Here is a 25,278-nt window from a genome sequence, read left to right on the forward strand (position 1 = left end):
CGTGACGCATCGATTTCACCCGAAAGCATGGCTGCGAGCAGGGGTTATCCTGCTCCTTACCATTCTTACCGTTTCCTGTAGCGATAGTGCCCGTGTACCCGGCCCAATACCGTCGCAGACAGCACCGTTACCGCTGTCACAAGGGCAGGGCAGCGCGGATGGGACACCAACGCCTGATCCAGGGCCGCGGATCGGCAGGCTTGTCCTGACAACAGCAATTGCAGCAGATACCGAGGCACCCAAGAGTGAGCTGACAACAATCCCGGCGAATGCCGCGGTGATCTATCTCGTCGTCGAAGTCTCAGCGCTGCCTGGTAAGAGTACGCTTTCAGCAGTCTGGGATTTCGGTGACACAGAAGTTAGCCGGACTACTCGTACAATCCCCCAGCCAGTGACAAGCACACGCTGGATCGCCTTAACCTGGCAACCGCAACAGCCGCTGAAGGTAGGTGACTATACTGTTCACCTGCTTGTCGACGATCGGGAAATTGACTCGATCGTGTTTACCGTCACTGGGCGGATGGCCCAGGAAGCAACCGCCGTTCCGGAACGCCAGTTGCTCTTCGCGACCAATATTGCACCGGATATCCAGCGGATTCAGCCAGCTACGCTCTTCCCCGCTGGTGTTACGACGATCGTTGCTTTTGTACCGAATGCGGGCACGCTCATCGGTGCAGACGTGCGCACACGCTGGTATCGCAACGACCAGCTAGTCGCTGAGTTAGGGCCTGACCCCGTCAATATACCAAATCTTCTCACGTTCACGCTCACGTCGCAGCAGCCGCTGCTCGCTGGCTCCTACCGTGTTGAGCTGCTTCTCGATGGCACGCTTGCTTTGAGTGGCCAGTTTCAAATCTTGGGCCCGACGCCAACTGCCAGCAAAGCAGCGGTCGAACAGGTCTTGATCGTCACGACGATTGACCCGACGACACATGCGCCATCGTCGACAACATCCGTACCGACCATACAAGCCCCGGCCTCGGTTTACGTTGCCGTGCTCGTGCGTGATCTCACACCAAGCGATCTGCTCGAAGTAGTCTGGTACCGTAATGACGTCGAGATCCTGCGCGTACCAATCTCTGGCTTGCAGGTCAGCCACCAGTGGATTAATGTGCCGTATCAAATTCCGGCCCAGTCACCAGGTACAACGGCACAGTACCGCGTCGTTGTACGTTTGAACAGCCAACCAGCAGGCCAGCAGATCGTTCAGGTACGCAGCTAGGCCGACGGTACCGACGTCAGCGTTTCGGCTATCCGACGCGCGCTGTAAAGCCATCGCTCATCGGTGTCATCGGGCACCGAGCAGCCATTGGCTAAGATCCAGCCGCGTCCGCCGGTTTGGCGGAAGGCGTCTTCTGCCTCTGCCCGAATCGCATCTTCAGGCCCGTTGCTCAACGGCCCAAACTCGTGCCAGCCGCCCATCAACGTCTTGGGCGTCTTTTGCCGCATCTCGGCTAGCGACGGTCCAGCGAGTCGGTCACTCCAGCTCAGTACCTGCACCGGATAGTCCAGCACATCGTCGATGAAGAGGTCGCGTTCGCCATGGATATGCAGGACGTTGAGCCAACCATCACGGGCCCCTTGCAACGCGAAAAGATCGTACGGACGGGCGAGCGCTCGATAATGCTCCCGTGACATGACACTGCTGGTGCAGCCCTGCAAGGCGAAGAAGACGCCATCGGCACCAGCGTCGATGATGTCCTGGAGGTGGAGGCGGAGGTTTTCGGCCACAGTTGCCAACGCTTCATGCAGCAAGGTAGGAAACCGCTCAGCGTGCTCGAGCGCTTGTTGGGGGCTCGTTGCAAAGTGGAGGATTTCAGTCCATGGACTAAAGACAGTGACGATGATCGGCGTGTCGTTGCCGACGCGCTTGCGTAGTTCACGCACAGTGACAACTCGCTCGCGGAAGAAGCGCGAGCGCGCAGGATTGAGTGGCTCAAGGAGCAACCATTCTTCAGGTTGCCGAATCGATCGTCTGGGGAATGGATAGGGGATATCGGGCATCACTTTAATAATGTCGAGATCGAACTTCTCAACGAAGAATGAGTAGGTTTCCTCGGCTTGTCGCAGCCCTGAGCCGGCAGGACGGAAGTGATGCCAGAAGCAAATCGGAGGGCGGTCAACTGGTTCACCACGAAGTGCTGCCCGCACGCGCTCGGTTTTGGTCATCCCTAGTCCAGTGGCTTGTCCTGTGTGCTGCATTGTCCGTCCTCTCGGTCTGAACAACGTTCTCGTCCTTTTAGCGGCATGATACGCAGGAGACAGGGCATGATGCCAGCCGGGGGTTCTCCGCGAGACTTAAGAGGCAGCGATGCCAGCGACGTGACCCGGCAACTGCAGGATGACATGTGGTGTGCCGTGCGTGGGGTCAAGCAATGCAAGCCGATCAGTTTCGTCCCCGGGGATAATAGCAACTGGCGTGCCGTTGTGGGCAACCGCCACGCCGGTAATGCGGTAGCCAGGCAGCCAGTGGTCAACTACCTCGAATGTCCGTCCATTCAAGACCCAGATTCCATCACCAACGCGGTCATTCTGGATCACCGGCACAACCGTATAGAGCCACTGGCCTTGCGGGTCGACCCCAGCCCAAAGCGACGGCAACGATTGGGCCGCTACTGACTGATCAAGCCAGTCAAGGAGCCAGCGGGCAAGCCGTGTCAGCAACGATCGTGGCTCATCGTTCTCAGTCGCTGATGGGTAGATCACAGCTCCTGTTCCAAGGTCGGCACTGGCCAGTACAGCTGGACGATGCTGATTGAGAATCAGCACACGATGCTGGGCTTGGTCGAGCGTGAAGGTACTATCAGCAGCGGCAACAAGTGTGCGTGTGAACACGAGCGCAGCCGTCTCAGGGTTCCACAGCGCGAGCGCAAACTGGTTGCCGGTCAAGGGACACAGGCTATACCATCGCGCCGGTACCCCATGAGTCAGCCCATTGATGCCGAGTGTCGAGAAGAGGCACGTTGTTGCCGTACCATCATCGCGAAACGTGTTCGTTACCTGCATTGTCAGGGTACGTGAATCAAAACGACTCAATCGGTTGATATCTGCCGTGCCAAGCGCGACGGTATGCTCGACGACAATCAACTCGTTGCCGTCGTCACTGGTGCCCATCTGAACAAAGAGATATGACCCAGTGAGGGCTCCGCCGACCGCCGTTGTGAATCCCAGCGTCGCCTGTCCCAGATCGATGCTGCCGATCCGTGCCCACCATTGGTGATCGGCAGTCCATGCCCAGTAGACATAAAGCAAAGTTTGTTGGGGGTTACCAGCAACGGCAAAGGCAAGAGGAGGAGTGTCAGTGGCAGTACTCTGCGAGCTCGCTGGAAGCGTGTCGAGAACGATGGGCGAGAGGATCTTGCCACTTTCAAGGTCAGTGATGAGGATAGTGAGCCGCCAGCTTTGGACGCCTGGTGGGGCATCAGGCTGGGCAACCGGCGTGACAATTCGCTGGACAGCCCACCAATGACCAGCAGCACGCACGATCGTATCAGCGGCAAAGGTAGCAACAGTACCCTGAACGGGATCGACGCGGTAGTAGGTCTGCCGCTGACTACTTTGGAGAAAGAGCAATGTGTTGCTTGTTGCAGGCACCAATCCGAACTGCGGCGTAACGGTGAGGAAATAGCTAAATTGGCCAAATTGTCCAGCCGGTCCGAGGCAAGTCACATCCAGCCACCAGCGGCCGGGGAAATTCGTTGGAAAGGCAAGGCGATAGTGCCCTGGATCCTGATCAGGCATCCCCCATGCAACGACAACGGGGGGCGGACTCGGTGCACCGTACGCTGTCACAGGCGCACGCAACTCAGCACGAATTGTCGCACCACGAACCGGTGTGTCCTGGCTGTCGACGAGTTGAAATGTCAGGATTGCTTCTGCACCCATGATTGGCTGGGCGGGGGACAGCGTCAGCCCCACAGCCCGCAGCGTCGACGGCGTTTCAACTTGGGCAGCTACCGGCGTAAGCCAGCAGAGTGTGATCAGCTCAATCGCCAACCAGCCCCAGAGTAAACGGCGAAGGAAAGAACACATTGGCTAGCCTCAGCAACGCTGGGCGGTTCACTGTCCCCCAAAGGCCATGACCGTCATGCTCCAGGGATGTAGCGCCCAGTATGCGCCTCCTCAAGGAAGCGAGTGAGGAGCCGCACGGCTGCAGCAATATCGTCGAGATGAGCCATTTCGTTGACACTATGGACATAACGAGAGGGGACAGAGAGCGTCGTCGTCGGTACACCAGCCCGCGTTCGCTGGATTGCACCACCATCAGTGCCGCCCCGCGGAAGCACCTCGAGCTGGTATGGGATACCTTCGCGATCAGCAATGGCCCGCAAGTGCTGGACCAACGCTGGGTTCGGCAACTGCGACGTATCGAAGACTTTAATACCGACACCCGCACCAAGCTTTGTCACCGTGCCTTCAGGCTCAAAGCCTGGGACATCGCCAGCAATGGTCGTATCGAGGGCAATGCCGATGTCAGGGTCAATACCAAACGCCGCGACTTGCGCCCCTCGTAGCCCGACTTCCTCTTGTGTGGTTGCCACAGCGACGATCTCGACTACGTGCTCCTTTACGGCGCGCAGCGCCTCGATCATGACAAAGACCCCCACACGGTCGTCCAGTGCCTTGCTGAGCACTGTCGGCCCAAGGACTTCGCAGGGGCGATCAAGGGTGACCATGTCGCCGATTTCGACTCGTGCCTTTACTTGCTCAGCCGGCAACCCAAGATCTACAAAGAGATCATTGATTGTCACCGACTTGTCATCGCCCGCTTGTTGAAGGTGGGGCGGCTTCACGGTCGCCTGGAGTGCGCCAAGGAGCCCATCCCCCTCGCGCGTCCAGACGCGGACCCGTTGGGCCGGCAATACACGAGGATCAAAGCCGCCAACAGGCTGTAGCCTGATAAACCCACGATCATCGATCGCGCGAACGATGAAGCCAATTTCGTCCATGTGCGCTGCGATCATGACGCGTGGGCCACCCTTGCCTCGTTTGATAGCGATGACGTTGCCAAGAGGATCGCGCCGTATCTCATCGACGAGCGGCGCAAGCGCCTGCTGGACAACTGTTGCTACGCGCTCTTCACGGCCGGCAATGCCCGGGGTCTCACAAAGCTGCTTGAGGAGACCGAGATTAAGCTCTGCCATCACCACACTCCATCTCCCTGAACACAGCCCTGGATCGTAGCACGTTATGCTGCGAATGGCTAGCGCTGTGCCGCCGTTGACGATGATGGGTGATAGCCAAATCGTCCAGTTGGAGGGTTAGATGATGGAGATGTAGCAGGAGCAACTGTGTAGTGACCAGATTCGGGCTTTGGCGAAGACGGTGGGGGCGTGTCTTTGCGCAGGTGCGTTGGCTGTGGGAAGCCAGGAACAGCTTGTGAACGGAGAAGGTCACGGAAGCGTCGAGCGAGTTGACCGCTTACAGGCTCACCAGGCCGCAGCAATGCCGCACGTAACGCCTGCGCTTCCTCAGGCTGGAGCTCGCGGAGTAGTGTGAGCTGTTGGCTGCTTGCACCGAGCAGCATGACACGCTCGCCAAGCTGCACGACGAAGAGCGTGCCGGCGTTGCCGAGTGGCAGGCTATCGAGAATGAGCAGCATGCCACTTGAGGAGCTTGCCTGCGTGAGGCGTCGGTTCAGCGCACGCAGACCGCGCGCAGCCAGGACAAAGCAGACAATCACAAGGAGGACTGGCAGAGCCAAACTCCCAAGTAATCCCCACAGCGAGAATGCGTTCCCGGCTGCGGTGTCCTGCTCCGCGAGTTGCGCATAGCCTTGAGCAAGGAACGCTGTCTCAGGTGTCGGCGTGGGAGCAGCAAGCGCGCTACCAGTCGTGTGCGCGCCTAGCCGCGTCATGAAGCCGATCCCAAGGCCAGCGAGAACCGCAAGAAGGAGCACGAGCCAGAGCGGGACGCGGAACGTGCCGCGTTGTTTGCTTGGCCTCGTCGAGGTTGCGCGTGTGGCCGGCATCAGCTTTGTCCACTACTTGCTAAGCGCTTCTCCGGCGAGACGATTTCCGTAATGCGGACCGCGAACTTTTCGTCAACGACAACGACCTCGCCACGAGCAATCAAAGTCTTATTGATCGTCAGGTCAACCGGTTCGCCAGCTAGTCGGTCCAGTTCGACAACTGAACCAGGCCGCAGCCCAAGAATGTGCTTGATCGGTAGACGGGTCGACCCGAGTTCAGCAGTTAGCTCTACCTCGACGTCACGTAACAATTCAATCGGGTGAACTGGCCCACCGGCTTCCCCCTCACCGAGCTGCACAAAGTTAGCCGCCTGCACTGATGGCTCGTTGGGTGTCATCCCGCTGCGATGGTCGGCCATAGCGTTCGCCCTCCTTCCTCATCCAACGTTGGCTCCTCCGGCCACGCTTCGTCGGCGAGACCAGCGATACGGACCGCGAGTGCACGGCCCTTGCGCCCTGGAAAGCCCTGGAAGCATGGTACCTCTTCAACGAGCACCGGCAAGGGATGGTCAACTGGCGCCTGTAACACCACGACATCGCCCACTGTGAGTGCCAGCAGTTCAGCAACAGTGAGTGTTGTCCGGCCGATCTCAACTCGCACTGTCAGCGGAACCTCCATGAGCTGTCCAATAACGTCGGCGCGCGTCTCGGCATCCGATGTCGTCCGTCGAGGATTGGCGAACAGGATCCGTGCATTCAGTCGCGGCATGATCGGTTCAAGCGTGGAGGCTGGCAAGATAACGCTGAGCGAGCCTTCGCCATCAAAAAGTCGCACCGTATGTCGGACGAGCAAGATGATCTCACTCGGCAAAATGCCCTGCAATTGTTGTGGGGAGAGGACAATTTCAACCGGCGATGGGTTGAGCTTAATCACCTGGTCCCACGCATTCGCAAGTTCGCGGAAGAGGCCGTTGCCGAGATCGCGTAGCAGCGAAAGCTCGATTTCTGTCCACCCCGTGTTAGCGAATGGTGGACGTTCCTCGCCTGCGCCGCCCAGCATGCGGTCGATTACCCGTGAGGCAATGCCGTGATCGATTTCAAGCAGAAATCGCCCAACCAGTGGTTCTGGCTCAGCCAGCCCAAGAACCGTTTGAGATGGTGTTTGGTCAAGGTAGTCCCCAAGCGTCATCTGCTCGAGTCGCTCGAGTTCGATGTGAACGGCAGAGCGTACTTGGGCCGCGAGATAGTTGGAAGCATAACGGTCGAACGTCTCGTGGATGCTCTGGATCGAGCGGATATGGTCTTTTGAGAACTTGTCAGGACGCCGGAAGTCATACGGTATGGGACGCCGACCAGCGCGCCCGGTACCGGTCTTCCCAGGAAGGGTACTTCGTGCATATGCGCCGGTCTCGGTCTGCCGCGGCATTGACCGGCTCCTTTCCTACTGGATCACAAACTGCGCAAAGTAGACGGCTTTGATCTGATACTTCGGGATAAGCGGTTGCAGACGGTCTTTAAGCTCTTGCTTCAGCGCTTCCTTGCCTTGCGGCGACGTCACTTGGTCAACCGTCTTCGAACTGAGCACCATGGTGAGTACGTCCTGGATCTCAGCTTGCCGAGGGCTGAGCGATGCTTGCAACTCTGTCTGCTTCTGCTTGAGTTGGTCGGCGGTCAGTTTGTCAGGATCGACCTCTGGGTCGAGCAGTTCAAGCACGACTTCTGCCTTGAGGTAACGAAAGCCGCCAGGGTCGGCCAAATTGACGACGCGTTCACCAAGGGAAACTGGCACGCCGTGTTCGGGCACTTTCGGCGCGGCTTCAGCCTTGGATCCCGAACCGACATTGATGTTCAGCGTCAACGGGCCAATGCCGTGGAGTACGCCAAACGCGCCAACGGCGACGACAATCAGCAGCACTATTGGCAGCAAAATCTTCGGACTACGCAGCCGCTTCACCATGTTTCTCCCTCCCCCCTAGGAGATTGGCCCGGCCGTCGGCTGGGCTGTCATCGGTTGAACAATGACAATATCAACGCGCCGGTTCTTGCGTCGTCCTTCGAGGGTGCTATTGTCCGCTCGCGGCCGATAAGGGCCATAGCCAACCGCTGAAAACCGTTCTGGCCGGAGCCCCGACACATCTGTGAGATACCGCACTGTGACAACAGCCCGCATCACCGAAAGCTCCCAATTGTCGGGATAACTTCCGGGTGGTGGGGGGATGTTGTCCGTGTGCCCTTCAACGCGAACTTCATTCGGAAGGGCCGCGAGAATGCCAGCAATGCCGTCAAGCAACTTCGCTGCCTCCGGCCGAAGTTGTGCCTGGCCAGGCGGGAAAAGTAAGTCATCTGAGAGATGGATAACGATACCTTCCGGCGTCAGTTCGACATCGACATTTTGTCGATCAAGCCCAAGGCGCGTCAGGAGCGAAGCAACCTGCGCGCGTACACCTAAATACGCTGTCAGCCGTGGGTCTTGCTCGAGTGGACTTGTGATGCGCTGACCGGCCGGTGGTTGTTGCAACACATCGATATTGAACGCGGCGCGGATTGAGGCACTGACTGCGCGGAATTTCGCTGCATCGGCCTTCGAAATCGAATACATGACGACGAAGAAGACGAGCAGGAGCGTAATCAAGTCGGCGTAGGTGATTAGCCAACGCTCCAGGTTTTCATGCTCTTCTGCATGCCGCTTGCCGCGGCGCAGCATGGCCTACTCCCCTCCTGGAGCCATTGCTCCCGCACCGACCGGGCTTGTACCCTTAGCCGTTCCTTTCGCTTCACGCGCTGACGGCGGGAGCTGCGCTACCAGCTTCTCGCGCAACATCCGCGGATTTTCACCGGCTTGGATGCCAAGAATGCCGGCCAGCATCAACTGCCGCTCAGCAACTTCCTCCTTGCTGCGTAGCTTGAGTTTGTTGCCGATTGGCAACCAGAGCAAGTTGGCTGACGAGACGCCATAGAGCGTTGCGAGGAAGGCGACTGCGATGGCCGGGCCAAGTTGGTCGGGATTCTCTAGACTACCCAGGACGTGAACAAGGCCCATCACCGTGCCGATAATGCCCATCGTTGGCGCAAAGCCACCCATGGTGGTGAAGATGCCGTAATTACGGGCATGCCGTGCCTCCATCGCTTCAAGCTCAGCCTCAAGAATCTGTGCAGTCATCTCCGGATCCGTGCCGTCGACAACAAGCATGATCCCTCGCTTGAGAAAGGGATCGTCGATCGGATGATTCTCGAGCGCAAGCAAGCCGTCGCGCCGTGCAATTTCAGCAAGCTTCACTAACTCTTCGACAATCGCCGCACGACGATCAGGCGGCGTACGCATGGCACGGGCGATGAGTTTCGGAATAGCGAGGATGTCGCTCAGCGCATAGCTTGTCATCGTTGCGCCGATCGTGCCGCCAAAGACGATCATCGCGGCCGTGATGCCCAAGAGTGACGCAAGATGACCGCCTTCAAGCACGAATGCGACGATGAGAGCCCCGAAGCCACCGATGATGCCGAGCAGCGTCGCCAAGTCCATGGCTTATGTCCTCTCCGCTTCGTCTGATGTGGCTTCTGGTCGATAGTGCGACACGCGACCACATCCGTAGACTGCCTGCCGGTAGGCCAAGACCCGTGCGACGACTTCATCAACGGTCTCGCGAACCATGAGCCGTTTATTGGTCGTAAGCACGATAACGGTTTCGGGCACCGATTCAATGTGCTCAATGAGCTCCGCGTTGAGGACGAGCGGTACGCCATCAAGTCGTGTGAGTTGGATCATCCCTCTTCCCCCGTCCCCATGCCCACGCCAGGCAATGGTGAGTGTAAAAGCGCACAGCAACCCACACAGATAACCAGTCGTCCCGTCCATGACAGTACGACCGGGGGACAGCTAGGGAGTCCGGTCAGGCTAGGGGATCGGTACCTGCGTCGTGCTGTCGGTGAAGACGGGCAGGATCTAGGCGTGTTGCGAGTGGGCGCGTACAGTCCTTGGCAGCGAGGTATCGCCTGGAGAGGCATGGTGATACGGATGGGGAGACGCAAGATTCGTCGCGCACAATGCCATCCTTGCTGGCGCCAGGCTGGCTGGCTACTTGGCATCCTCAGCAGCGCATTGCTGACGGCCAGCTGCGGGGCGACAGCCAAGCTTGGCGATGCCCAGGTCACCATCCAGAGCGGCCCAAGCAATGGGGGAAGCGGCAGTGCCCTTGCCCCTGGGTTGGAGTTGCTCTTCCTGCTCACGTTACTGAGCTTGGTGCCGGCGCTCTTGCTTGTAATGACCTCGTTCACTCGCATTGTCATCGTCCTGTCGTTCGTGCGCAGTGCCATCGGGATCCCGCAACTCCCCCCAAATCAGATCATCGTCGGTCTCGCGCTTTTCTTGACAGTCTTTGTGATGGCACCTGTCTGGCAGCAGGTCAACCGTGATGCTCTTCAGCCTTATCTCGCAGGACAGATTGACCAACGCACGGCCTTCACACGGGCTGAGGCACCGCTGCGCGCGTTCATGTTTAAGCAAACCCGGGAACGCGATATCGCCCTTTTCATGACGCTCGGGAAGTTGCCTCGGCCACGTAATCCCGACGACGTGCCAACGTGGGTACTGGTGCCAGCGTTCATCCTCAGCGAATTGAAGACAGCCTTTACCATGGGGTTCGTCCTCTTCATTCCCTTCTTAATCATCGATCTTGTCGTGTCGAGCGTGCTGATGGGTATGGGGATGATCATGTTGCCCCCGGTGCTCGTCTCATTGCCCTTCAAGCTCCTGCTGTTCGTTATGGTCGATGGCTGGGATCTCCTGGTGCGTTCACTTGTGGCGAGCTTTACATAACGGTGAACACGAAAGAGTGAGGTCGGGGGCTAACTGGGGAGTAGAGGCACGCATGGATGAGTTACTGTTGCTCGATCTGGCACGTGAGGCGATTGTGACGCTCCTGATCGCACTTGTACCGTTCCTGGGGGCCATGCTCGTTGTTGGTCTTGCGGTGAGCGTAGTGCAGGCGGTGACTCAAGTCAACGAGCAATCACTCGTCTTCATTCCGAAAATTCTGGTGACCTTTCTGATCCTGCTGATCGGCGGTAGCTGGATTGCCCACCAACTCAGCCATTTCACGATGGACGTTTTCGCCTTGTTGCCGGTGCTTCGTCGGTAAGGAAAGACAATGGGCGCGCTCTTGCCAAGCTCAGCTGCAGTCTTCCTACTCGTCAGTGTCCGCATTGGACTCGTGCTGGCGCTGTTGCCGGGCTTTAACGGTCGGAGCGTGCCGAATCAAGCGAAAATCGCGCTCACTGTTGCACTCACCCTGATCTTGACGCCGTTTGTGCCGGTTGAAGCGCAGGGGCTTACAACGCCAGTTGGCTTTGTCATCGCACTCGGGCGGGAGACGCTCGTTGGATTGGCTATGGGCCTAGGGGTTGCCTTCGTCTTTACGGCCGTCGAGACAGCGGCTGCAATTGTGAGCCTGCAGATGGGGCTTAACCTCAGCGCACTCTTCCAGCCAACGCTGAACACACAAGGGAGCATGCTGACGTCACTCTATCTCGCGCTTGCTGCCCTCGTCTTCTTTACGACAAACAGCCACCACCTGCTGATTCTCGCGCTGCAGCGAAGTTTTGTAGCGGTCCCGGTTGGCACTGGGCGAGTAACGGCGGCGAGTGCGAACAGCGTGATTACGTTGAGCGGGACGATGCTGGCCGATGCCGTACGGATCGGGTTGCCGATCGCCGCGACACTCCTGCTAGTGGATCTCGCCCTTGGTCTCTTGAACCGAATGGCCCCACAAATTGGTGTGTTCTTCGTTGGATTGCCCGCCAAGCTTTTCATCGGTTTCCTCGTCTTTGGCCTAACGCTCCCATTCCTTTTGCGCGTGCTTCAGACACTCGTCAGCTCCGGACTCGAGCAGCACGTGCTCCAAGTTCTCGAAGGGTTACGGTAAGACTATGGCGAGCGAGCGGACCGAACGCGCTACACCGCGACGTCGTTCTGAAGCCCGTCGCCGCGGGCAAGTTGTTCGTAGCGCTGACCTCATCGCTGCAGTGATGATGCTCACCGCAGCCTTGCTCATACCGTGGTACGGCGCGTTTGCTGCCCGCACACTCGCAACCGGGTTGCAAGGTTTCTTCAGCTCACTGCCGCGCGAACTCACTCCGGGATTACTTGCCGCAATGATGCGTGAGAGCGCGGGCCTGTTCTTGCGCGTTGCTTTGCCGCCGCTTGGGCTCGTTGCCGTAATCGGAACTGTTGTGGCAGTGGTGCAGAGCGGGCTCGTGTTCGCACCGGCCGCGCTCAAACCCGATTGGCGTCGCCTCGATCCGCTTGCGGGTTTCCAGCGTCTCTTCTCACGACGTGGCGCATTCGAAGCGTTGAAGACCATCCTCAAATTAACCATTGTCACGGCTGCGACTTACCCGGTAATTCGGGCAGATATCACCGTCTTTGTAGCGTTAACCGGTGCTGACGTAATGGGCTTGGGCCAGGCGCTTGGACAAGCCGTTCGCTCGCTGTTGTTGCGTATCGGCTTGGTCTACCTTGTCCTTGCGGCAATCGATTACTTCTTCCAACGTTGGGACTTCGAGCAGCGGCTGCGCATGACACGCGAAGAAGTGCGTGAAGAGTTGCGACAGACCGAAGGCGATCCACAGATTCGCGCACGTATTCGCAAGCTACAGCGGCAATATGCCCAGCGGCGCATGATGGCCAATGTGCCGAAGGCAACGGTCGTCGTGACTAATCCCACGCACCTTGCCATCGCACTACGCTACGACCCGCGCGAAACACCCGCACCAATTGTCGTTGCCAAAGGCGCAGGGCAGGTTGCCGAGCGGATCAAGGCAATCGCCCGGGCACACGCGATCCCGGTTGTTGAACATCGGCCAGTCGCCCAAGCGCTCTATCGGCTCGTCGATGTTGGCCAGGTAATCCCAGTGACACTCTATGAGGCCGTTGCGGACATCATCGCCTATGTCTACCGTCTGCGAACGGGCGCTATGGTGAGGGAGGCCTAATGGCAACGTCGCCAGCCAAGCCAACAGACGTTGTCGGCATTCGCCGGCTGCTACGTTACAGCGACGTCGGGCTTGCGGCCGCAGTTGTGGCCGTGGTTGCGCTTATGATTATGCCCATTCCTCCGCGGCTGCTTGACGTCCTGATCACAACGAATATTGCCGGCGCAATCACGATTCTGCTCGTGACGCTCTACGTCCAGGAGCCGCTGCAGTTCTCGGCCTTCCCCTCGGTGCTGCTCCTGGCCACGCTCTATCGCCTGGCGCTGAACATCACGTCGACGCGGCTCATCCTGTTACACGGCAATGCGGGAGAGGTGATCCACGCCTTCGGGCAGTTTGTCGTCGGCGGCAATTACATCGTCGGCATGGTCGTCTTCTTGATTCTTGTCGTCATCCAGTTTGTCGTAATCACGAACGGTGCTGGACGCGTCGCCGAGGTCGCGGCACGCTTCACGCTCGACGCAATGCCTGGGAAGCAGATGAGCATTGATGCCGATCTCAACGCTGGAATCATCACAGAAGCAGAGGCACGCCGTCGCCGGGAAGAGATTCGGCGCGAAGCTGACTTCTACGGTGCCATGGACGGTGCAAGCAAGTTCGTCAAGGGCGATGCAATCGCCGGCATCGTCATTATCATCATCAACATTGTTGGCGGCATTACCATCGGCGTGTTACAGCGGGGCCTACCAATCGGGGAAGCGCTCCGCACCTATGCCTTGCTAACCATCGGTGACGGACTCGTTTCGCAGATCCCCGCCCTTGTCATCTCGACTGCCACCGGCATCATTGTCACCCGCAGCGCAACGGACGCTAATCTCGGCGAGGGTGTCGTCCGCCAGCTCTTTGGCTCCCCACGCGCACTCGCGATTGCCGGCGTACTGCTCACCCTGCTCGGGTTGGCACCTGGATTACCACGCCTGCCATTTCTGTTCGGTGGCAGCGGGCTGCTCCTGGTAAGCTGGGTGTTACATCGACCAGCTCAGCCCGTTCCTGAGGTCGCCGAAGCCAAGCCCAAGGCTGAACCCGAGGAATCCCTGCCAGATACAGTCACGGTTGACCCGCTCGAACTGGAAATTGGCTATGGCCTGATCCCGCTTGTTGACCAGGCAGCTGGCGGCCCGCTACTGCGCCGCATTACGCTGCTCCGGAAACAGATCGCCCAGGAACTGGGGATGATTATCCCCACCGTGCGCATTCGCGATAACTTGCAGCTTCGTCCGAACGAGTACCGCATCTTAGTACGTGGCGTTCGCGTCGGTCAAGGAGAGATCTATCCGGATCGCCTTATGGTCATGGCACCGGCCGGCGGTTTACCAGCGCTCGAGGGCATCCAAAGCCGCGAACCAGCATTCGGGTTACCAGCAGTGTGGATCGCTGAAGGACAACGCCTGGCAGCAGAAGCCCAGGGCTACACGGTCGTTGATCCTGCCTCAGTTGTGACAACGCATCTGAGCGAGGTGATTCGGGCGCATGCTGCTGACTTGCTACGGCGGCAAGACGTGCAGCGGCTGCTAGAAATCGTACGCCGCGACCACCCAGCAGTGGTCGACGAGCTGGTCCCACATCAGCTGTCACTTGCCGAAGTCCATCAGGTACTGCAACTGCTCTTACATGAAGGCGTTCCGATCCGCGATCTTGTCGCGATCTTGGAGACACTCGGCAACTATGCCCGGACAACGCGCAACCCAGCGATCCTCGCTGAGCATGTGCGCAGCATCCTCGCACCGATGATTACGCAGCAGTATGTCGGCAACGACGGCGTGCTGCACGCCTTTGCCCTGCATCCTGATGTGATCGCCGAACTGAGTGAAGCGCCGCGTAGCGGTGACGATGGCATGCAACTTGTCATTAGCCCTGATCGGTTGCAGCGACTGCTCACGGCCGTAGCGCAAGAGATGGAGCGGCTAGCTAGCCTTGGCTATCAGCCAATCCTGCTGGTGCCTGCAGGGCTGCGACTAGCCGTCAGTCGCCTGCTACGACGCTCGTTGCCGACCCTGATTGTGCTGGCGTACTCCGAAGTTGCGCCTGGCGTGCAAGTGCAGATCCATGGGACAGTGAGAGGATAGGCCATGGAGGCAGGACAGGTCTACCGGGCAGCATCAGTGCAGGAAGCTATCCGGCTGGCAAAAGCCGAGCTTGGCCCGGATGCCCTTATTGTCGATGTCCGGCGAATTCCGCCAACTGACCCGCGAGCCCCGCGTGCTGGCACGGTCGAAGTCCGCGCAGTCGCTGCGCCGGAAGCGCAGGCAGGAGCACTGCCATCGTCCGAACCGTTCACCACACTGCCATTGACAACCGCTCGCCGCGCAACACCAGGCAGTCAACAACTCCGGGCCTTACAGTTGCTGCAAAGCATGGGATGGAGTGAAGGGCTTGCCCAGCGCGTACTCGAAACGTACGTGACTGGGCGACGTTGGCCACCAAGCCAGCGGCGGATAGCACTCGCCAACGTCATCCGTCGCGCTGTCCGGCTCACAACGTTGGTGCCGACATCAACTGAGCGGCCGATTACCCTCGCATTCTGCGGCCCTAGCGGTAGTGGTAAGACGCTAACGATCCTCAAGCTAGCGGTGCAGCTCAAGCGTGCCCAGCGCTCGGTCTCGGTGCTCGGCCTGGGGCTGCTGCCACCACACCAGCTAGTCCTGAAGGCATGGGCAGAGCAGGTTGAGTCGCCAATCAGTTTCGCCGCAACGCCGGCTGCACTGCGACAGACCCTTGCTACCCCATCGAGCGATATCATCTTAGTCGATACGCCGGGAACCAACCCGTTTGACAACCATGCCATGAAGCAACTCCGAAGTCTGCTTGGCCACGAGGCACTGAGTGCCTGCTTCCTTGTTCTGCCGCTGACGACGGAGACCAGCGAACTCATCGAGGTTGCCGAACGCTTCCAACTTGTGCACCCCACGGGTGTCATTGCGACCCGGCTTGATGAGACACGCCGTCTTGCTGCGGCCATTGGCTTAGCGGAGCAAACGCGCTTGCCGATCGCCGCCCTCAGCACTGGTACGGCAATCCCCGACGATCTCTTGGCCGCAACGCCGGAGGTGCTTGGTGAGCTTGCGCTCTGGACGCTTAGCCGTGTGCTGCCGCTTGCCTCGGGATAAGCGGTAGCGTGGCGGGCTGTGTAGCCGTTTCAGTACTTCCGTCTTGTCGCGACATCAGACCGGAGGGTCTCCCGATCCGTTGCACACGACCGTTACCCTCTGGAGTGCAGGGAGGCATCGCAGGGAGAGCGAGTAGCATATGCAGCAGATTCGCCCCTCAAACCAACCAGCAATTGATCGCGGAACGATCTTGCTTCTCGGCATTGGCGCGTTTTTGGCGGTGTATCTCCTCGGCCTTGCTCGACAGCAACCATTTCCATGGGTGGCCATCAGCAGCACCATCGCTCTTGGAGTCACGCTTGTTGCTGGCAGCCTGGTCGCGCGGATTTTTCAACATGCTGAACGACCAGTCGAACAGCCGGTAGAGGACGAGAAACTGGTGGGACAGCGTTCACTGGACGAGCAGTAGAGGGATAAGCGAGGCAGCCAATGCAAGCGGCCGCAATCACATCACGCAAGAGCCGCCAAGCTGAGCAGTCGCTTGACATGCTCTGGGAGCGCTATTTGGCTGCCCCCAACCCGCGAATGCGCGAGCAACTGATTGTGCAGTATGCGCCACTGGTCAAGTTCGTCGTTGATCGCCTGCGCTTGATGCTCCCGCCAAGTCTTGATCGTGATGATCTGATCGGCTATGGAACCATTGGCCTGATCGAGGCGATTGACCGCTTTGATCCCAGCCGTGGGGTCAAGTTCGAAAGCTACGCTGTGTCACGCATTCGTGGCGCAATTCTTGACGCGTTGCGCACGCTCGATATTGTGCCGCGTGGAGCGCGCCAGCGTGCCCGCCAGATTGAACAGGCCTCACGCGAGTTCTTCGCTGCTCATGGGCGCATGCCCCGTGAAGCCGAACTCGCGCAGCAAATGGGCATCTCACTGAGTGAACTACAACAGTCGTTGCAGGACGTTGCCTGCCTGTTCTTACCACTCAATCATGCCGATGAAGAGAATAGCGGGCTGGCGCTGGAGGATCAGTTAGCTGACCCAGCATCGCCTGAGCCGGTCGAGCTGGCGGCGCAAGCTGACCTGCGCGATCGTCTTGCTGAAGCACTGGGTCAGCTCAGCGAACGCGACCGCCTGATCCTGTCACTGTACTACTACGAGGAATTAACGATGCGCGAGATTAGCGAAGTGCTGGGCGTGAGCGAGTCACGGATCAGCCAGATCCTGACACGCGTACGGCTCCAGCTTCGTGCACTCTTGCGCGATCGCGGGGTCATGGCCGAGGACGTGACGTCCTCATGAGTGAAAGGCAAGCACAATGGTGGATCTACCGCATGTTGAGGTACTCGGCCTGATCGGCTTGCTGGGGCTTGTTTCATTCTTAAGCTGGACGAGTGCCCAGCTCTGGTTCCGCCAACGTGCACTGGAGCAGACGTTGGCTGACGTACTCGCCCAGCTTGGAGCCGGAGCCCCCGAGACTGGCGATGCGCACCTGTTCTGGTCAGAGCCAGCTGACTTCACCCCCGAGCCGGTTACCACCGCTGCGCAATCTGAGACGCCACCCTTCGCATCACCAGAGAGCGCTTCGTCGTCCTGGCAGGCAGCGGAGGTCGCGAGCCAGCTGCGGCAGACCCCGCTCGAGGTCTTACAGCAGATGTTGCAAGCCACGCTTGACCTACGGGCGCCGGCATGGTCGGCTGAGAACGCTGAAGAGTCTGTCTCGCTCTATGGGTGGCGGCGGGAGAACAATGGTGCGCTGCAGCCGTAACGTTCGTTGGCCAAGACGCTGGAAACAGATTCTTGTCCTTGCAGTGCTAAGCACACTCGTGATCACCCCGGCTGTTGTCAATGCCGAGGCGTTGCCAACGCGGGTCATCGTTTCGCATGTTCCGACACTGACAACCTGGGGACCACCGACAGCCAACGGTGTTGTCATGGTCACGCTTTCCGAAGGTGACGTGCGGGCTGACTTTGCCGGGCTTGCGTCGCTGCCCAATGGCCAACGGTATGGATTATGGCTCCTCCGCTCAAAGGATAACCAAGCCTTCTGGCTTGGCAGCTTTACCCAACCAGATGGCCAGCCGCTTGCCCACGTTGATATCCTGCTGCCCCAGCCAATTCCCGATGCCGGCTGGGATATTGTGCTCGTCACCGTTGAATCAAGCGATCATCCTCCTGCCCCAAGTGGGCAACGGGTCTTAATCGGTGCATTTCCTGGAACTCCGCCGGAACTGAGCATGCTGCCGCCGGCCCTGCCCAAGACCGGCATGCCATTGAGCACAGGCACGCCGCTGGGGCTGCTTGCAACGAATCTCGCGCTCTTGGCTGCTCTTGGCCACATTCGGGCACGCAGCCGTGCAGCACGAGGAGGCCGAGCATGATCCGGACACTCTATGAAGCAGCTGCAGCGATGATGGCGCAATTTGCCCGGCAACTGGCACTCAGCAATGACCTCAGCAACGCACAGACACCGGGCTACCGACGCGAGATCGGCCGCGTGAACGACTTTCAGGAGATGCTGTTGAGTCGCATCGGCGGCGGCCAAGCGCAGCTCGTCGGGCCCGTCTCGACCGCTGTCCGCTACGATCAACCAACCGTCGATGAGCGGCAGGGAGCGCTCGTCGAGACCGGGCGGCCGTTAGACTTGGCGATTACCGGTCGTGCCTTTTTCACTATCCAGACGCCTCAAGGAGTGCAATATACTCGCGACGGTCGGTTCCAGCTCAACGCGCAGCGTCAGCTCGTAACAGCTGATGGCATGCCAGTCCTTGGTGTCAATGGTCCGATCACAATCCCTCCTGGCGATGTCGCTGTTGACCCGGACGGCACCGTGCGGGTCAACGGTCAGACCGTCGGCCAGCTCTTGCTCACTGACCTCCCGGCAAATGCCACGTTAACTCCCGTTGGCCAAAACCGCTTCACGGCCAACGCCGCTGGCCAGCCGGCTCAAGGATCAGGCGTAAGCCAGGGATTCTTGGAGCAGTCGAACGTTGACATTACGCAGACACTGACCGAAATGCTTGCTGCGAGCCGCAGCTATGCCCTCGCGCAGCGTGCGCTGCAGCTTGCTGACGATTCCCTGCGGCTAGCAGTCAATGACGTTGGGCGCGTGAGCGCCTAGGTAACCGGGTGAGGAGGAGTCGTGACGAGTGTCTACTTCCCGTCAATGAGCGGAATTATGGCTGGCCAACAGCAAGTCGATGTCATTGCAAACAACCTCGCTAATCTCTCAACCACGGGGTTCAAGGCTGCACGTGCCCAACTGGTTTCGCTCCCTTCACAACGCAGCGAAGTCGCGCGCGCTGGAGAGGCCGTGCTGGGACCAGTCGACCTGGGTGGCGGTGTCATGCTTGGTGCTGTCACGCGCCAGTTCACCACAGGCCCAATCCAAGTAACGGGCAACCCACTTGACCTCGCGATTGTCGGTGACGGTGCGACCTTTTTCGCCGTCCGTCGTCGCGATGGCACGGTTGCCTATACGCGCTCTGGCGCATTGAGCATTGATGCCAACGGTCAGCTTGTCACAGCTGATGGCGCGATACTCGAGCCACCCATTACGCTCCCACCTGGAGCACGGATTGACCATGTCGATGCTCAAGGCCGCATCTATGCCGTGCAGGGCAGTGCGAATGTCCCGACTGTCGTTGGCCAACTCCAGCTCGTACGATTTCCGAATCCAAACGGGCTGATCGCACTGGGCAATGGCCAGTTCAGTGCGACTCCAGCCGCTGGGCAACCTGAAGTTGGCACCCCGGGCGCTCCAGGCTGGCCAACAATCGGCAGTGGAATGCTCGAAGCCGCAAACGTCGACCTCGCAACAGAAATGACGCAACTCATCATTGCCCAAAGAGCCTACGTTGCCAATATCCGCGCCTTGCAGACGACCGACGAAATGGTGGCGCTGGCAATTCAAACCCGGAGTTAGTGGCCGTCTCGCGCTTCCACCTTAAGCTTGCGGCGTCTCCTGCCGATAGCTAGAAATAGCGTGGGTTCGTGTTGTCGAGCACGCGAAGGGAAGAGAAGGCGAGACGCATGGTTGACGGCATCCATCAGTCAGTCGGATTACCTTCGCACATTCAGCAGTCTGAACGAACGACCTCAGTCACGAGCAACGAGCGGCTACGGTCACGAGAGACGCAAGAATTACGCCACTCCTATGAGCAGGCCGCAGAACTTTCACCACAACTCCAGCAGTATCAGCGTGCAGTTGAGCTTGTCAAACAAGCTCCCGATATCCGACACGACCGGGTAGACGCTGTTCGCCGCCAGGTACTGAACGGCCGCTATACTGTCCCACTCAACGAGCTTGCGGATCGGATCGCTGCTGCGCTGGCACGTGGGCAGGAGTAAGCGAGGCGGCCCATGGTTGGACGCACTGGAGCATCCCGAACTGCTGGACAGCAGCCTGAAGGCCAAGACCCCCTACTTGTGGCGCTCTCAGCGTTGCATAACGCTTTGAGCGACTGCATCGCTAGCCTACGCGCCGGGGATCTTGAGCAACTCGCCCAGGCAACGCAAGCGATCAATGCCGCTTGTCGGGCTCTTGAGCAGGTCGCAACGTACCCCATGGGGGAGCGAGAACAAGCACTACTCGCGGCAATACGGGCACGCTTGCAGCAGGCTCGGATGCTCGTGCAGACGTTACTGACGACAAACGCCCAGGCGCTCGCCCTTTGTCAAGCCCAACTTACCGCACAGGCGAGCTATGGCGTACTCCGGCCGCGCTACGGCGTCGATCGGTCGGCCTAGAGGGAGGGGCGTATGTCACTCTTGCGTGCACTAGAGACCGCCTACCGCGGACTCGTCGCCCAGCAACAAGCCGTTGAAACCACGAGCCATAATATCGCCAATGCCAGCACCCCGGGCTTCTCGCGGCAGCGGGTCGATCTGGTAACAACCCCGCCCTACACCGTTCCCGCACTCAATCGCAGCACCTACGCCGGACAAGTTGGCACCGGTGTCGTTGCCCAGACTGTTAGTCGCGTCCGTGAGGCCATCTTCGACCAGCAGTATCGCGAACAGTCTCATGCTCTCGGTGAAGCGAACACCCGGGTGGATGCCTATGACCAGCTGCAGGCAGTCTTCAACGAGCCGAGCACGAATGGCCTGAGCGCGCTGCTCGATCGCTTCTGGAACGCCTGGCAGGACGTGACGAATCAACCAGAAGATCTTGCCGCACGAGCAAGCCTCGTCCAGGAGGCGACAACACTTGCAACGAACATTAACCGGACACGGAGTCAGCTCAAACAACTGCAGGGCGACTTCTTTCAGAAACTCTCACTCCAAGTCGATGAGGTAAACAGCTTAGCCTCGCGAATTGCCGCACTCAATAAGCAGATCGTCGCTGTCCTTGCGGTCGGCCAGACACCGAATGATTTAGAAGACCAACGCGACCAATTGCTCGACCAGCTCGCGCAGTATGCCGACATTACCGTCACGCCGCAGACGAACGGTGCGCTCGATGTAGACCTTGGGGGCATGCCGCTCGTTAGCTATGATCAGGCGTTCTCGCTTGCTGTAACGTTGAATGGCGGGCAGGTGGAAGTTGATTGGCAGGGTGGCGGGCCAGCAACCCTTGGTCGCGGCTCCCTCCAGGCACTCGTCGACCTCTACAACACGACCGTGCCAGGTATGCTGACGCAGATCGAACAGATCCGTGATGCGCTTGCTAATCAGGTGAACGCGCTCCACCAAACCGGCTATGGCTTAACGGATCCTGCTGGGCCACCACCAAACCGTCCCTTCTTCCTTGTTGATGCAGCAGGCGATCTGCAAGTCAACCCGGTCCTCGTCGCGCATCCTGAAGATGTCGCGGCATCGAGCCAAGCACAACTGCCTGGCAATGCCGATGTCGCACTACAGATTGCAAATCTGCGGCAAGCGCTCGTGATGAATAACAACACTGCGACGATCGGCGATTTTTATAACACCATGATCGCTCAGCTGGGCGGTGACGCGCGCGAGTCACAGGTGACGCAACAGAACCAACAGACACTCGTCGATGCGATCGACCGCCAGCGCAAGCAAATCTCAGGCGTCTCGTTGGATGAGGAGATGGCGAATCTGGTGAAGTTCCAGCATGCCTATGAGGCGGCAGCGCGAGCGATTACTGCCGTCGATGAAATGTTGGACAAGGTCATCAACGGCATGGGCGTGGTTGGGCGATAGGAGGCAGCATGCGCGTTACGCAGAACATGATGATGGATACGATTCTCCGTAACATCTCCGCCAACCTCGAACGGCTTGAGCGGGTACAGAGTGAGTTGTCGTCGGGCAAACAAATCCGACAGCCTTCTGACGATCCCATCGGCACAGCGACCGTCTTGCGACTCCAATCGTCCCAAGCGCAGATTACCCAGTACTTGAAGAACGTTGACGAAGCGCAGTCCTGGCTCGATCTCACCGACCAGGCGCTTTCCACGATTGGTGATGCTGTACAGCGCGCCCGTGAGCTGATCGTCCAAGCCGCAAATGACACCCTCTCAGCAGCAGACCGCCAGGCAATCTGGAACGAACTGACCGCGCTCCAGCAGCAGATCGTCGCCACGGCCAACACCGCCCACGCCGGCCAGTATCTCTTCAGCGGCCAGAAGACGCAGACCGCTCCGTTTGACGCCACAACTGACCCGCCAACCTATCAGGGCGATAATGGCGCACTCACGCGGATCATCGATAGCGGCGTAACACTGACGATCAACGTCCCTGGCAACGTCGCGATCACACCGATGCTGCAGGCGATAAAGCAGGCACGCGACGCAGTTGCTGCGAATGACACTGCTGCCATTCAAACAAGCCTCGGTGTCCTTGACAATGCGCACTCCCAGTTGCTGGCAGCACAGGCGCAAATCGGGGCGCAAGCCAACCGCCTCGACGCCCAGCGTAACCGCTTGCTCGAGGCTCAGACCAGCACGCTGCGACTGCTCAGCCAAGCCCAAGACGCTGACATGGCACAAGCAAGCGTAGAATTTGCTGAAGCACAGCTCACCTATCGCGCGGCGCTACAGGCAGCCGCACAAGCCATCCAACCAACACTTGCCGATTACCTGCGCTAGGTAGCGCAGAAAGGAAGACGTGATGGTCGCACCACAACCTCGTCCGTCGTCGTTTGACGACGCGCCGGCACTCACCCTGCCAGCATCGATTCTTTTCCCCAATGGCCTTGTTGGGTGTCCGGACTGGCAGCACTTCACGCTCCTTGCACTGCCCGATCTCCCCGGTTTGCTGCTCCTTCGTTCCAATGATGAAGAGGGAGTGGCCTTTGTCCTCGCCGAAGTCGAGGCGCTGGTGCCTGACTACCGCCAGCGACTTGCGCCGAACGATGCCACAACCGTCGCGACGCTTGGTGTGGGTTCCGACCCAGCCGTGCAGCTCTATTGCACCTTGACAGTACAGGAGGATGGCACGGTTACCGCAAATCTGCTCGGCCCGCTTGTCATCGACTTCGGCCGTGGCCTCGGCTTCCAGCTTGTGCTCGCTGATTCCCCCTGGCCAGTCCGCTATCCCCTTAGCTCCCAGACACCTGAGGGCGAGCCATGCTCGTCCTAACCCGCCGCACTGGTGAAGCAATCGTCATTGGCGGCGCGATCCGCGTGGTCGTGCTCGGCGTCGAAGGTGAACGGGTTCGTCTTGGCATTGTGGCGCCACGTGATGTGGCTGTGCTGCGTGCTGAACTGGCTGATGCCGTCTCAGCCGAGAATGCCCAGGCAGCTCGCGCGGGAGCACAGCCAGATCTGTTGAGGCAGCTGCGTGAGCGCTTGCCACACGATGGCCATCCCCTGACGAACGAAGGCAGCCGCTAACCTCAGGGGTCGCCAGGATCGGCCACGCCAGGGCAGTAAATCCGCTGACGAACGAAGGCGGCTCCTCCCTCCGTCTGCTCTCTCCTCAAGATCACGCCCTACCCAACGCGGAGCAATGCGCCGTAAGCCGTAGCGCACCCCTCAAGTTTCTCGCCGACCTGCCGAAGACCAATGACGTGAAAGGAGGACGTGGCCGCCGGAAGCGGCCGGAGAACGCAAGGTCAACCGGGCGCAGCCCCGTTACCGCTGCGGCAGAGGTGAACTGACAGCATGAAACCGGCGCAGGGACGCGCCGGCAGAATTCGGCAGAGGAGGCCAAAACTATGCGGATTTATAACAATATCAATGCGGTTGACGCCCAGCGCAATCTGAGCATCACAGGCATGATGCTCTCCAAGTCAATCGAGAAGCTTTCCAGCGGCTTGCGGATCAACCGTGCAGCCGATGATGCCGCTGGCCTCTCGATTAGTGAGAAGTTGCGCGCGCAGATCAACGGCCTCGATCAGGCCACGCGCAACGCTCAGGACGGTATCTCGATGATCCAAACGGCGGAAGGTGCGCTCAACGAAGTGCACTCGATGCTCCAGCGCATGCGCGAACTGGCCGTCCAAGCCGCCAACGATACGTTGACGGCACAAGACCGCCAGGCAATCAACCTTGAGTTGCAGCAACTGCATGATGAGATCAACGCGATCGCGCAGCGCACGACCTTCAACGGCAAGCAATTGCTGACCGGCTCCTTGACCGCCCAGGTGGACCCATCGAGCACTGTCCTGACAGCTACGATCGCCGGTGCAGGCACTGATACGGCTTCAGTCTCCTCGGTCGTTGCCGATGCGAAGGCAGTAAGCGGCACCTATACCATTGCTGGATCGGGCTCACAGGTCACGCTCACCGTAGGATCGAATTCCCAGACGCTCGACCTGAGCTCAGTGAGCCTCACGGCAGGACAGTCCTACACGCTCAATTTCAACCAACTTGGCATTCAGATCACCGTGACGGCAGCTGCGGGGAACAGCGGGGCGATCACCGGAGCGAATATCGCAGGCGCATTGGATACCAAGACCGTCGTCGTGAATAACCAGTCGGCGAACTTCCAGGTCGGCGCGAACCAGACCGATGGCTTCCGTGTTGCCTTCTACGCTGTGCAGTTTGGCGCCAACGCTCCGCAAGCGCTGTCAGCGTTGGATACAGCACTCAACAATTTCGCGAATGCCGTCAACGGCACCGACAACACCGCACAGGTGAACGCTGCCCAATCGCTCATCACTGCCATCGACGGCGGGATCAACTATGTGAGCAATGTCCGTTCTGGCCTGGGCGCCGCCCAGAACCGGCTTGAGCACGCGGTGGCCAACCTCGGCGTGGCCCATGAGAACTTGATGGCCTCGGAGAGCCGTATCCGCGACGTTGACATGGCTGCCGAGATGGTCAACTTCACGCGGGCACAGATCCTGCAGCAGGCTGGCATCGCCGTCCTCGCCCAAGCCAACACCATCCCGCAGTCGATCCTGCAACTCCTACGCTAGCGCAG

30 protein-coding genes are annotated in these 25,278 nt (G+C 59.3%); 20 read left to right on the forward strand and 10 right to left on the reverse strand.

Translation table 11 applies throughout. The features are described 5' to 3' along the window. The first annotated feature begins 1 nt into the window (after position 1). On the forward strand, positions 2-1,222 hold the full coding sequence (locus tag N675_RS01970; RefSeq protein WP_038037613.1) for a hypothetical protein: 1,221 nt from the start codon (positions 2-4) through the stop codon (positions 1,220-1,222). Here N675_RS01970 and N675_RS01975 read toward each other — a convergent pair. From N675_RS01975 to N675_RS02020, 10 genes are all read right to left on the reverse strand, one after another. Next, the gene (locus N675_RS01975) at positions 1,219-2,202 is read right to left on the reverse strand and encodes a uroporphyrinogen decarboxylase family protein (protein ID WP_231577897.1); all 984 of its coding nucleotides are present in this window, start codon (positions 2,200-2,202) and stop codon (positions 1,219-1,221) included. The two genes, N675_RS01970 and N675_RS01975, sit on opposite strands and share 4 nt — an antisense overlap. A gap of 96 nt (positions 2,203-2,298) precedes the next feature. After that, positions 2,299-4,032, reverse strand: coding sequence for a hypothetical protein (locus N675_RS01980; protein ID WP_038037614.1), 1,734 nt, complete (start codon positions 4,030-4,032; stop codon positions 2,299-2,301). Positions 4,033-4,085: 53 nt separating this feature from the next. Next, the gene (locus N675_RS01985; protein ID WP_038037615.1) at positions 4,086-5,144 is read right to left on the reverse strand and encodes a M42 family metallopeptidase; all 1,059 of its coding nucleotides are present in this window, start codon (positions 5,142-5,144) and stop codon (positions 4,086-4,088) included. Positions 5,145-5,203: 59 nt separating this feature from the next. After that, positions 5,204-5,971: a FliO/MopB family protein gene (locus N675_RS01990; protein ID WP_038037616.1), complete on the reverse strand. Its 768-nt coding sequence runs from the start codon at positions 5,969-5,971 to the stop codon at positions 5,204-5,206. After that, the gene (gene fliN, locus N675_RS01995; RefSeq protein WP_038037617.1) at positions 5,971-6,330 is read right to left on the reverse strand and encodes a flagellar motor switch protein FliN; all 360 of its coding nucleotides are present in this window, start codon (positions 6,328-6,330) and stop codon (positions 5,971-5,973) included. Before fliN ends, N675_RS01990 begins: the two co-directional genes overlap by 1 nt. Next, positions 6,306-7,337, reverse strand: coding sequence for a flagellar motor switch protein FliM (locus N675_RS02000; protein WP_051913853.1), 1,032 nt, complete (start codon positions 7,335-7,337; stop codon positions 6,306-6,308). Before N675_RS02000 ends, fliN begins: the two co-directional genes overlap by 25 nt. Positions 7,338-7,352: 15 nt before the next feature. Continuing rightward, entirely contained in the window at positions 7,353-7,868 is a 516-nt protein-coding gene (locus tag N675_RS02005) for a flagellar basal body-associated FliL family protein (RefSeq protein ID WP_038037618.1), read from the reverse strand. 15 nt (positions 7,869-7,883) lie between these two features. Then, complete coding sequence (locus N675_RS02010) at positions 7,884-8,615, reverse strand: flagellar motor protein MotB (RefSeq protein ID WP_051913855.1); 732 nt, start codon at positions 8,613-8,615, stop codon at positions 7,884-7,886. 3 nt (positions 8,616-8,618) lie between these two features. Beyond that, positions 8,619-9,431, reverse strand: coding sequence for a flagellar motor protein (locus N675_RS02015; RefSeq protein WP_038037619.1), 813 nt, complete (start codon positions 9,429-9,431; stop codon positions 8,619-8,621). Between the two features lie 3 nt (positions 9,432-9,434). Beyond that, entirely contained in the window at positions 9,435-9,674 is a 240-nt protein-coding gene (locus tag N675_RS02020; protein ID WP_038037620.1) for a flagellar FlbD family protein, read from the reverse strand. Between the two features lie 249 nt (positions 9,675-9,923). On the opposite strand from N675_RS02020, the gene fliP reads away from it, so the two are divergent. The 19 genes from fliP to N675_RS02115 all read left to right on the forward strand — a co-directional run bounded on the left by fliP (position 9,924) and on the right by N675_RS02115 (position 25,273). Further along, on the forward strand, positions 9,924-10,724 hold the full coding sequence (fliP, locus tag N675_RS02025; RefSeq protein ID WP_051913857.1) for a flagellar type III secretion system pore protein FliP: 801 nt from the start codon (positions 9,924-9,926) through the stop codon (positions 10,722-10,724). 52 nt (positions 10,725-10,776) lie between these two features. Beyond that, positions 10,777-11,046: a flagellar biosynthetic protein FliQ gene (locus N675_RS02030; protein WP_038037621.1), complete on the forward strand. Its 270-nt coding sequence runs from the start codon at positions 10,777-10,779 to the stop codon at positions 11,044-11,046. 9 nt (positions 11,047-11,055) lie between these two features. Then, positions 11,056-11,829: a flagellar biosynthetic protein FliR gene (gene fliR / locus N675_RS02035; RefSeq protein ID WP_038037622.1), complete on the forward strand. Its 774-nt coding sequence runs from the start codon at positions 11,056-11,058 to the stop codon at positions 11,827-11,829. Between the two features lie 4 nt (positions 11,830-11,833). Continuing rightward, positions 11,834-12,898 carry a flagellar biosynthesis protein FlhB gene (gene flhB / locus N675_RS02040; RefSeq protein ID WP_038037623.1) on the forward strand — a complete coding sequence of 355 codons (1,065 nt, stop codon included), beginning with the start codon at positions 11,834-11,836 and terminating at the stop codon, positions 12,896-12,898. Then, positions 12,898-14,964 (forward strand): flagellar biosynthesis protein FlhA, encoded by a 2,067-nt coding sequence (gene flhA, locus N675_RS02045; RefSeq protein WP_038037625.1) that lies wholly within the window; start codon positions 12,898-12,900, stop codon positions 14,962-14,964. Before flhB ends, flhA begins: the two co-directional genes overlap by 1 nt. 3 nt (positions 14,965-14,967) lie before the next feature. After that, positions 14,968-16,005, forward strand: coding sequence for a flagellar biosynthesis protein FlhF (locus N675_RS02050; protein ID WP_038037626.1), 1,038 nt, complete (start codon positions 14,968-14,970; stop codon positions 16,003-16,005). A gap of 139 nt (positions 16,006-16,144) precedes the next feature. Beyond that, a complete protein-coding gene (locus N675_RS02055; protein ID WP_038037628.1) occupies positions 16,145-16,414 on the forward strand; it encodes a G protein-coupled receptor family protein in 270 nt (89 codons plus the stop codon). Between the two features lie 20 nt (positions 16,415-16,434). Further along, a complete protein-coding gene (locus N675_RS02060; protein ID WP_051913859.1) occupies positions 16,435-17,247 on the forward strand; it encodes a FliA/WhiG family RNA polymerase sigma factor in 813 nt (270 codons plus the stop codon). Positions 17,248-17,263: 16 nt separating this feature from the next. Continuing rightward, a complete protein-coding gene (locus N675_RS02065; protein ID WP_038037629.1) occupies positions 17,264-17,713 on the forward strand; it encodes a hypothetical protein in 450 nt (149 codons plus the stop codon). Then, complete coding sequence (locus N675_RS02070; RefSeq protein WP_051913860.1) at positions 17,694-18,326, forward strand: anti-sigma factor; 633 nt, start codon at positions 17,694-17,696, stop codon at positions 18,324-18,326. The genes N675_RS02065 and N675_RS02070 overlap by 20 nt, the downstream gene beginning before the upstream one ends. Further along, positions 18,323-19,066 (forward strand): flagellar basal-body rod protein FlgF, encoded by a 744-nt coding sequence (gene flgF / locus N675_RS02075; protein ID WP_038037630.1) that lies wholly within the window; start codon positions 18,323-18,325, stop codon positions 19,064-19,066. The genes N675_RS02070 and flgF overlap by 4 nt, the downstream gene beginning before the upstream one ends. A 21-nt stretch (positions 19,067-19,087) precedes the next feature. Then, entirely contained in the window at positions 19,088-19,870 is a 783-nt protein-coding gene (locus N675_RS02080) for a flagellar hook-basal body protein (protein ID WP_051913862.1), read from the forward strand. 107 nt (positions 19,871-19,977) lie between these two features. Further along, entirely contained in the window at positions 19,978-20,295 is a 318-nt protein-coding gene (gene flgM, locus N675_RS02085; protein ID WP_038037631.1) for a flagellar biosynthesis anti-sigma factor FlgM, read from the forward strand. A gap of 12 nt (positions 20,296-20,307) precedes the next feature. Next, on the forward strand, positions 20,308-20,694 hold the full coding sequence (locus N675_RS02090) for a hypothetical protein (RefSeq protein WP_038037632.1): 387 nt from the start codon (positions 20,308-20,310) through the stop codon (positions 20,692-20,694). Positions 20,695-20,706: 12 nt separating this feature from the next. Then, the gene (gene flgK, locus N675_RS02095; protein ID WP_038037633.1) at positions 20,707-22,113 is read left to right on the forward strand and encodes a flagellar hook-associated protein FlgK; all 1,407 of its coding nucleotides are present in this window, start codon (positions 20,707-20,709) and stop codon (positions 22,111-22,113) included. 8 nt (positions 22,114-22,121) lie between these two features. Beyond that, complete coding sequence (flgL, locus tag N675_RS02100) at positions 22,122-22,997, forward strand: flagellar hook-associated protein FlgL (protein WP_038037635.1); 876 nt, start codon at positions 22,122-22,124, stop codon at positions 22,995-22,997. A 22-nt stretch (positions 22,998-23,019) separates the two neighbouring features. Next, positions 23,020-23,490 carry a flagellar assembly protein FliW gene (gene fliW, locus N675_RS02105; RefSeq protein WP_081886768.1) on the forward strand — a complete coding sequence of 157 codons (471 nt, stop codon included), beginning with the start codon at positions 23,020-23,022 and terminating at the stop codon, positions 23,488-23,490. Next, positions 23,478-23,744 (forward strand): carbon storage regulator CsrA, encoded by a 267-nt coding sequence (csrA, locus tag N675_RS02110; RefSeq protein WP_051913863.1) that lies wholly within the window; start codon positions 23,478-23,480, stop codon positions 23,742-23,744. The genes fliW and csrA overlap by 13 nt, the downstream gene beginning before the upstream one ends. Before the next feature lie 323 nt (positions 23,745-24,067). After that, positions 24,068-25,273, forward strand: coding sequence for a flagellin N-terminal helical domain-containing protein (locus N675_RS02115; RefSeq protein ID WP_038037636.1), 1,206 nt, complete (start codon positions 24,068-24,070; stop codon positions 25,271-25,273). Positions 25,274-25,278: the final 5 nt, after the last annotated feature.

Source organism: Thermorudis peleae, assembly GCF_000744775.1.
GTDB lineage: Bacteria > Chloroflexota > Chloroflexia > Thermomicrobiales > Thermomicrobiaceae > Thermorudis > Thermorudis peleae.